Origin of the sequence: Proteiniphilum sp. UBA5384 (genome assembly GCF_002410825.1) — a bacterium.
GTDB lineage: Bacteria > Bacteroidota > Bacteroidia > Bacteroidales > Dysgonomonadaceae > Proteiniphilum.
The window spans coordinates 1-9,236 of the sequence record NZ_DHOS01000045.1 but is presented as its reverse complement, the minus strand read 5'-3'; the positions used below and the strand labels follow the sequence as shown (position 1 = coordinate 9,236).

The 9,236-nt window shown below is 41.6% G+C and carries 6 protein-coding genes and 1 pseudogene; all 7 read left to right on the top strand.

Annotated features, from left to right (window positions below; genetic code table 11):
• A pseudogene (locus B4G81_RS08790) lies at nt 1-387 on the top strand (N-acetylgalactosamine-6-sulfatase); the annotation flags it as partial.
• A 92-nt stretch (nt 388-479) separates the two neighbouring features.
• A complete protein-coding gene (locus B4G81_RS08785; RefSeq protein WP_294081627.1) occupies nt 480-1,871 on the top strand; it encodes a sulfatase family protein in 1,392 nt (463 codons plus the stop codon).
• Nucleotides 1,872-1,890: 19 nt separating this feature from the next.
• Nucleotides 1,891-3,513: an arylsulfatase gene (locus B4G81_RS08780; RefSeq protein ID WP_294081625.1), complete on the top strand. Its 1,623-nt coding sequence runs from the start codon at nt 1,891-1,893 to the stop codon at nt 3,511-3,513.
• A gap of 15 nt (nt 3,514-3,528) precedes the next feature.
• The gene (locus B4G81_RS08775; protein WP_294081622.1) at nt 3,529-4,944 is read left to right on the top strand and encodes a sulfatase family protein; all 1,416 of its coding nucleotides are present in this window, start codon (nt 3,529-3,531) and stop codon (nt 4,942-4,944) included.
• A 191-nt stretch (nt 4,945-5,135) separates the two neighbouring features.
• Nucleotides 5,136-5,438, top strand: coding sequence for a hypothetical protein (locus B4G81_RS08770; protein ID WP_294081619.1), 303 nt, complete (start codon nt 5,136-5,138; stop codon nt 5,436-5,438).
• A 143-nt stretch (nt 5,439-5,581) separates the two neighbouring features.
• Nucleotides 5,582-8,122: a glutaminase family protein gene (locus B4G81_RS08765; protein ID WP_294081617.1), complete on the top strand. Its 2,541-nt coding sequence runs from the start codon at nt 5,582-5,584 to the stop codon at nt 8,120-8,122.
• A 1-nt stretch (nt 8,123) separates the two neighbouring features.
• Nucleotides 8,124-9,236 (top strand): ligand-binding sensor domain-containing protein (locus B4G81_RS08760; protein WP_294081615.1); only part of this gene is annotated, 1,113 nt, incomplete at its 3' end.

The following is a 9,236-nucleotide window of genomic DNA, read 5'->3' as shown; positions in this document are numbered from 1 at the left end:
GTAATTAGTGCCCTTGATATGTTTTATAGCCTTTGTGCTATCACGGATACTCATACTCCAAAACAGTTCGACAGTGATGGAGAGGACATGAGCAGGGCGATGACAGGTATGCCACAAGACAGAAAGAAAGCAATATTCTGGGAATATAAAAGAAACGACAGTCCGGCATTTCCGAAAGCAATGGGCGCGGACGCAAGTCCCAATGTGGCGATTCGTGAGGGAGAATGGAAGCTTTTAGTAAATAAGGACGGATCTGATGCGATGTTGTTCAATTTAAAAGATGATCCCTTTGAAAAAAATAATGTCAAAGATAAATATCCGGAGATTACTGAGGATTTACAAAATCAGGCCATAGGGTGGAGAAATAATCTGCCAAATTTAAAGTAAATATAAAAGCCTTGCCCATGAAATATGAGATTGATATTGCAATCTTTGTTGCCATGCGATAATGTGATTTATTAATTCTGATTTCTTCCCTTATGATACGAAGATCTTTTTACACTGTAGCTGCTGCCGGACTTTCAATTTTTTCATTGTCGGCACAAAAAAACCATAAACCCAATTTGGTGTTGTTTATGGCGGATGATTGCTCTCATTACGACATAGGCTGTTACGGTAGCGTTGATTCAAAAACACCCCATATCGATGATTTTGCCAGTGAAGGAATGCGATTCACGAAAGCATATCAGGCGGCTCCGATGAGTTCGCCAACCAGGCATAACTTGCTGACCGGTTTATGGCCTGTAAAAACAGGTGCATATCCCAATCATACAATGGCAAAAGAGGGAACCTTAAGTGTTGTTCAGCATTTAAAGCCTGCAGGTTATAAAGTAGCACTAATAGGAAAATCACATGTAGCGCCTTCTGCTGTTTTTGATTGGGATTTGTATGTGGATACCATGAAAGGAGGGGATCTGGATTATGACGCAATTGACAAATTTATCAGCGAATGTCGGTCGGAAGGTACTCCCTTTTGCCTGTTTGTCATGTCGAGACAACCGCATACGCCATGGAATAAAGGGAATCCCAATCAGTTTGATTCAGAAAAAATTAAACTTCCTCCGTTCTATGTCGATATTCCGGAAACAAGAGAAAAATTCTGTGATTATTTGGCTGAAATAAATTATATGGATGCTGAATTCGGGAGGTTATTGAAAATTTTGGACGAAAAAAAAGTTAAGAATAGTTCGGCAGTAGTTTTTTTAAGTGAACAGGGAAATAGTTTGCCATTTGCCAAATGGACTCTTTACGAACCCGGTGTGAAATCGGCTTGTATCGTCAGATGGCCTGGAGTTATTCAATCCAACACCACCTCGGATGCCATCGTTGAATATGTGGATATTCTGCCTACATTCCTGGAAATGGGAGGAGCAAAAGCAAAAGGCAATCTGGACGGGGAAAGCTTTCTGAGCGTCCTGACCAATAAAAAGACCGTGCACAAGCAGTATACATTCTCTATCCATACCACACGTGGAATTTTCAGCGGGAGTAAGTATTATGGCATCCGTGCGGTTGCGGACAAGAAATATCGCTATATCGTAAATCTCACGCCGGAAATGACTTTTCAGAATACAGAGACTGAAGGGAAATTATTCAATCGATGGAAAGAAGTGGGTGAAAATGATCCGTTTGCAGCCATGATAACTCATCGGTATCAGCATAGACCGGCCATTGAACTATATGATATAGAGAACGATAAGTATTGTATGAACAATATTGCTGATTTGCCGGAAAATGCTTCTGTTGTCAAAAGGATGGATCAGGTGCTGAAGCAATGGATGAAGTCATGCGGGGATGAGGGTCAGCCGACAGAAATGAAAGCCACCGAACATCAGTTCCGGAATTCCAGGGGACAGATAGGAGAAGAATAGATTTTACATCCAACCTAAGATGAATATAAAAAAAATATCAACAATCTCAATTGCAGCAACTTTTGCAATGAATGGGTTTGCCCAAAGACCCAACATTATTTTGATCATGTCGGATGACATGGGCTATTCTGACCTTGGATGTTATGGAGGAGAAATCAATACTCCCCATCTGGATGCCTTGGCAGCCAAAGGAGTAAGATTTTCCCAGTTCTATAATGCAGGAAGGAGTTGTCCGACGCGGGCCTCCCTGATGACGGGCCTTCATCCTCATCAGACCGGGATAGGGCACATGACCAACGATCCGGAGAACCCGGTCGCCTTCGATGTCAACCTTCCCGGATACCGCGGTTTTCTGAACAGGAACAGTGTCACAATCGCAGAGGTATTGAAAGAAGCCGGATATACCACACTGATGACGGGAAAATGGCACCTTGGCATGCATAAGAAAGAACAATGGCCATTACAAAGGGGGGTCGACCGTTTTTACGGAATACTGGCGGGAGCCGCCAACTTTTTCAAACCGACACACCCAAGAGGTATTACTCTTAACAACAAGGAAATTACTATAAGCGATCCGGATTATTATACCACAAACGCTTTCACCGATCATGCGATCGATTTCATCAGGGAAGCCCACACCGATAGTGACCGACCTTTTTTTCTTTATTTAGCCTATAATGCTCCTCATTGGCCCATACAGGCGCCGCAGGAAGTTGTGGATAAATACAAAGGTAAATATATGAAGGGGTGGAGCGTATTGAGGGAAGAAAGATATCAACGGATGGTGGATATGGGATTGATAAAACCAAGCGGCCTGTTCTCACCGGATGATTCAAAAAGTTGGAAGAGCCTGGATGAGGATAAGAAAAAAGAGATGGATTTGCGTATGGCAATCTATGCTGCACAGGTTGAACAGATGGATACCAATATTGGAAGGTTGATGAATTATCTGGATTCAAATAATTTAACAGAGAACACAATCATCATTTTTCTTAACGATAACGGGGCTTGTGCCGAAGGAGGTATGCTGGGGGGAGGACCTGCATCTCAACTGGAAACCAAAGAGGGTTATTTTCTTACCTATGGACAAGCATGGGCAAATGCTTCAAACACTCCGTTAAGAAGGTATAAACACTGGGTGCATGAAGGGGGGATATCTACACCTTGTATTGTTTCATGGCCAGGTGGTATCCCTGAAAAGAATCAGGGAGGCATTCTCGGACAATTTGCCTACTTACCCGATATCATGGCAACCTGCGTGGATTTAGCAGAAACAAAGTATCCAAGAAAATATAATGGACACGAAATCCATCCGTTACAAGGAAAAAGTTTTACAAATCAATTAAGAGGCAAGAACAAGCCTATACATAATGAACCTATTTTTTGGGAGCATGAGGGTAACAGGGCTGTCCGGTCAGGAGATTATAAACTGGTAATGGCATGGGATAACAACAAGCCTGAGAAGTGGGAGTTATATAATGTAAGGAATGACAGGACGGAGATGATTGATCTTTCAAAACAAATGCCCGACAAAGTGGAAGAAATGAAAAAAATGTGGTATAACTGGGCGAAAAATTCCATGGTAGAAACGGATTGGTCCAGGATACAGGAATTAGAGAGAGCACAAAGGAATAAGAACTGATAATAAAATGAAGTAATGAAAAAAATAAAGTTGATTTTTTTTACATTATTGGGCTATCTCAGCAATGTCTTTTTTTTATCCTCAGCTACAGAAAATGTAAAAAATTACAGACCAAACGTGCTGTTTATTATGGCTGACGACTGTACTTATAATGAAATCGGATGCTATGGAGGTAAAAATGCCCGAACTCCCAATATTGATAAATTGTCGGAAGAGGGTATCATGTTTAACAGGGCTTATGTGGGGATGTCTATGTCCGTGCCCTGCCGGCATGAGTTGTATACAGGATTGTATCCCTTGGAAAGTGGATGTGTATGGAATCATTCCCAGTCGAGACCCGGAACAAAGAGTGTTTTTCATTACCTGAATGATCTGGGATACAGAGTGGGTTTGACAGGGAAAAAGCATATACAGCCACGGGATGTTTTCCCTTATATTGCTGTTCCGGGATTTGAAGAGAATTGCGTATTGGCCAAAGAGAAAAAAGAAGATCTTTCAGGAATAAAATCATTTATGGAAAAAGACAGAGACCAACCTTTCTGTCTTTTCGTATGCTCCACAAGTCCACACGCTCCATGGACTTTAGGTGATACGTCTGCCTATCCGCCCGAAAAATTGATTCTTCCTCCTACATTGGGAGATACACCTGAGGTGCGGGAGGCATATTCTCGTTATCTGGCAGAAGTAACCTATTTCGACAGGCAAGTAGGGGAGGTCCTTAAAACGCTTGAGGAGACAGGATTGGCTGAAAATACAATCGTGATGCTATCTACGGAGCAAGGCTGGCAATTTAGCGGAGGAAAGTGGACCAATTGGAACCAGGGCGTACATACGGGACTAATTGTCAGATGGCCGGGAGTAATTGATGGTGGCAGAAAAACAGATGCACTGGTACAATTCGCAGATATCACACCTACACTGATAGATGTTGCCGGTGGAAAAGCAAAAAAGAACCTGTCTGGTAAAAGCTTTCTGGAGGTTTTACGCGGCAAAAAGGACAATCATCGGGAATATGTTTACTGCATGCACAATAATGTACCCGAAGGAAAACCCTATCCTATAAGAACTATTATCAGTGAAGAGTATCATTATATCCAAAATTTACTTCCAGATAGTACTTACTTTGAAAAGCATTTAGAGGCCGCGGCCCATAATGAAAGTTGGTGGCAATCATGGAAGAATGCAGGAAAGAGAAGTGAGAGGGAGCGTTTTCTGGTCGATCGGTTTTATCACAGGCCCGCTGTAGAACTTTATTCAGTCGAAGATGACCCGAATCAATTTCATAATCTGGCCAATAGCCCCGCATATGCCGGTATCATGAAAAAGCTATCCCGGGAACTTGAAAAATGGATGAAAAAACAAAATGATCCGGGAATCTCTGTAGACACACAATCAGCTTATAAAAACAAATATTATCATTTTATGAAGTAATCTTATTGTAGGTGCGTATTCTCTAAAAAAATAAGAAAAGTATATATAAACTAAACCCGATAAGATTATCGAACCTGTTTTTATTGAGCCGGCCGGAACCCGCCCCGATCCAAAGAATCTCGAGAGCACAATAAGTCGTATTGGGCATGAGGGATGTGCCATAAAAAAAATTGGAGGTAAATATGTATTGTTTGGAACGGCCTGACCCACCGATATGGGTAGAAAAGGATCCTATAATCTCTACATACTGTAGTTGGATGAGGGGATTTATCGACTTCTTTCAACTTTATGATTCAACCAAAGTACTGCTTGAAGATGAGAAGATTCTGAATTATCTTTCACTCCATAAGGAAGGATATAAAACAATCCTGAATATAAAATGGAATTTCAGGGAGCGTGATGAATCCCTTCGTTTCTGGTTGCCACATATGCCATTCGGCAAAGTTTTCCATACAACCAGTATTTTAAAAGTACCAATGATCCCTGGGTGCTAAATGGCTTGTTTGCAAACCGTACTATCGTGCAGGATACACTTTTAAAACAGAGCCAGTATAATTACTCGTTTATTGACAATTTTATTGAATTCCAGAAATATGGAAAGTGACACAGAAAATAGAAATACTTTTAATGATCATAAATGACTAAAATTAATTTACCCTTTTTTTTTGTACTATTGATGCTCTTATTCACAATCTCTTGTGCCGATAAGAACAAAGATATTCCCGTGATTCCCGTAGATCTCACATCCGACCTCAGGGCACCGGCCTACCCGTTGGTAACTGTAGACCCTTATTTCAGCGGCTGGTCGTATACAAACAACTTGTACGACGATCAGGTCCGTCACTGGACCGGAAAAGAGTTCCCTTTGCTGGGGGTTTTAAGGGTCGATGGGGAGACATTTCGTTTCCTAGGAAAAGAGAACTTACCCTTGAAACCACTTCTTCCGACTGTACGCGAAGAAAAGTGGACAGGTAAATATACTTTTGAACAACCGAATGGGGAGAAATGGAAAAGTATCGGTTTTAATGATGCTGGATGGAAGGCCGGAACCTCCGCTTTTGGTACTCCTAACGAACCTAATTTATCTACCCTGTGGCAAACCAAAGATATCTGGGTGAGGCGTGCGTTCAATCTTGAAGTGGATCTGGCCGGTAAAGCTGTTTTTTTGCATTATTCACACGACGATATTTTTGAGTTGTACATTAACGGAATTCAGGTAGTGAAAACCGGTTATTCCTGGAAATATGATGTGGTGGAAGAACTTTCGGAAGAAGTGAAGGCAACATTGAAAAAAGGGAAAAATATCATCACAGCTCACTGTCATAACAGAACCGGCGGAGGATACGTTGACTTTGGCCTGTATGAAAAAGAAGAAAATAAAACATCTTTTATTCAGACGGCCATTCAGAAATCGGCCAGTGTGCTACCTACACAAACCATATATACCTTCGATTGCGGCCCGGTTGAGCTGGATGTGATCTTCACAACCCCCTTGCTGATGGACGATCTGGATTTGCTTTCACGTCCTGTGAGCTACGTTTCTTATCAGGTAAAGTCTAAAGACAATATGTCGCACGAAGTGCAGATATATTTGGAAGCCACACCCCAATGGGCTGTAAACGATGATAGTCAGCCTGTTGATTTCGAAAAAATAGAAAAAGAGGGCATGACTTTTCTCAAGACAGGCACCACGGAACAACCTGTCCTTGAAAAGAAAGGTGACAATATGCGTATCGATTGGGGACATTTTTATCTTACCGGAAACAGCGACAAAAATTCGAATTTTAACTTCGGTGATTACTGGGCTATCAAGAAGGAATTCCAGAACTCGGGACAAATAACCGAAACACCCGTCGAAGAACTTTCCGGGAATATGACAAAAAAGATGACGGCTCTCGGGTATAGTAGCGACCTTGGAAAAGTTGGCTCCGATAAGAAATCCGGTTTCGTTATGCTGGGTTATGACGATATCTATTCGATTCAGTATTTTGAGAAGAATCTGAAAGCGTACTGGACCCATGAGGGAAAGACCGATATTTTTCAGGCATTTAAAAGTGCAAAAACCGACTATGCAACGATCATGCAACGTTGCGATAGTTTTAACCGGGCCATGATGGCGGATGCAGAAAAATCCGGAAGTAAAAAGTATGCTGAATTGTGTGCCCTGGCTTATCGTCAGGCGGTATCAGCCCATAAATTGGTGAAACAAGAAGACGGGACCCTGTTGTTTTTCTCGAAAGAAAATAACAGCAACGGTTCCATCGGAACTGTGGACATCACCTATCCGTCATCACCGCTTTTTCTTATTTACAACCCGGAGTTAGTAAAAGGATTGATGAACCATATCTTTTATTACAGTGAAAGTGGAAAATGGACAAAGCCTTTTGCGGCACACGATGTGGGCACTTACCCCCTCGCAAATGGTCAAACTTACGGAGGAGATATGCCCGTGGAGGAATCCGGGAATATGTTGATCCTGACAGCGGCACTCGCCAAGGTGGAAGGCAATGCCAGGTATGCTGAAAAGTATTGGGAGATACTGACTACGTGGACCGATTATCTGGTGAAGGAAGGGCTCGATCCTGCCAACCAGCTGTGTACTGACGATTTTGCCGGACATTTTGCACACAATGCCAATCTCTCTATTAAGGCGATCATGGGAATTGCCTCATATGGCAGACTGGCTGGAATGTTGGGGAAAAAGGATGTCTCCGACAAATACATGAAGTTAGCCGAAGAAATGGCTGCGGAGTGGAAAAGAATGGCTGATGATGGGGATCATTATAAACTTACTTTTGATAGATCCGGTACCTGGAGTCAGAAATACAATTTAGTTTGGGATAAATTGTTAGAATTTAATATCTTTGATCCGGAAATAGCAACAAAAGAGATGGCTTTTTACAGAACCAGACAAAATGAGTTCGGATTGCCTCTTGATAATCGTGCTACTTATACAAAGTCAGACTGGATTTTATGGACTGCTACGCTTACAGGAAACAGCAACGATTTTGATGCATTGGCCGATTTGGTTTACAAATATGCAAACGAAACACCGTCCCGTGTACCTTTGAGCGATTGGCACGATACTGTCGAAGGCAAACGAGTGGGTTTCAAAGCCCGCTCTGTTGTAGGAGGTTATTTCCTGAAGATGCTTGAAGATAAATTGAATGAAAAATAGAATGGGACAATTCAGATACATACTCCTGTCAGTAGTATTGCTCTTAGGGTATGTTAATTTATATTCCTATCCCAACTACTCTTTTAAACACTATAATATCAATAACGGATTGTCTCAGAATACAGTTCGTTGCATACTCCAGGATAAAACGGGGTTTATGTGGTTTGGCACCAAGGATGGATTAAGCCGTTTTGATGGTACTGCATTTAAGATATTCAAATTTTCACCCGGTGGTGACCTGAGCAACAATGTCTTTCATCATATTCTGGAAGATAAAAATGGCAATATCTGGGTCGCTACAGAGGGAGGAATCTATATTTATAATCCCCTCATGGAGAAATTTGAACGGTTCCGTGTTGTTACCGGAAATAATGAATCCATAGATGGATGGATCAGTGATCTCGTGTCGGATTCTGAGGGAGATATATGGATATCGGTTGAAGAAAAAGGTGTTTTTCATTATAACTTCGAAACGAAAGATCTCATCTTATACCCTGTCAAAACTGTTCCTGGCGGAATGAGAATGATCAATTTATGTGTGGGAAAGAATAACGATATATGGGTTTTCCCTTACGGACTTCCCTTGATGCGCATCGATAAGGAATCGCAACAAACATCGGAATTTCAAATAAAGGATGATCCCGATTTTTTTTCTGGATTGGGCGAAATACGAAACGCAATTTCCGATGAAAACAACCAGTTGATTGTACCCACATCCAATAAAGGACTGATAAGTATAAATACGATTAACAAGACTTATCGTATTTTGCTCGACACCGATTCTTCGGGTGAACCTGTCTTTGCACGTACAGTGAAAAGGATTGATAGTCAGACCTTCTGGGTGGGAACTGAATCGGGTGTCTATATATTAAATACGTTGGAAGGAACGGTCGTTAATCTGCGTCACGACAATTTAATCACCACTTCATTATCCGATAACGCAATATATTCAATCTATCAGGATCGGGAAGGAGGAATATGGGTTGGGTCATATTTCGGGGGGGTAGATTATTATTCTGAGCAATTGAATAAATTTGAAGTGTTTTATCCGATTCCTCAAATAAATGATATGAAAGGATCAAGGGTGAGAGAGTTTTTTCCTGCAGATGATGAG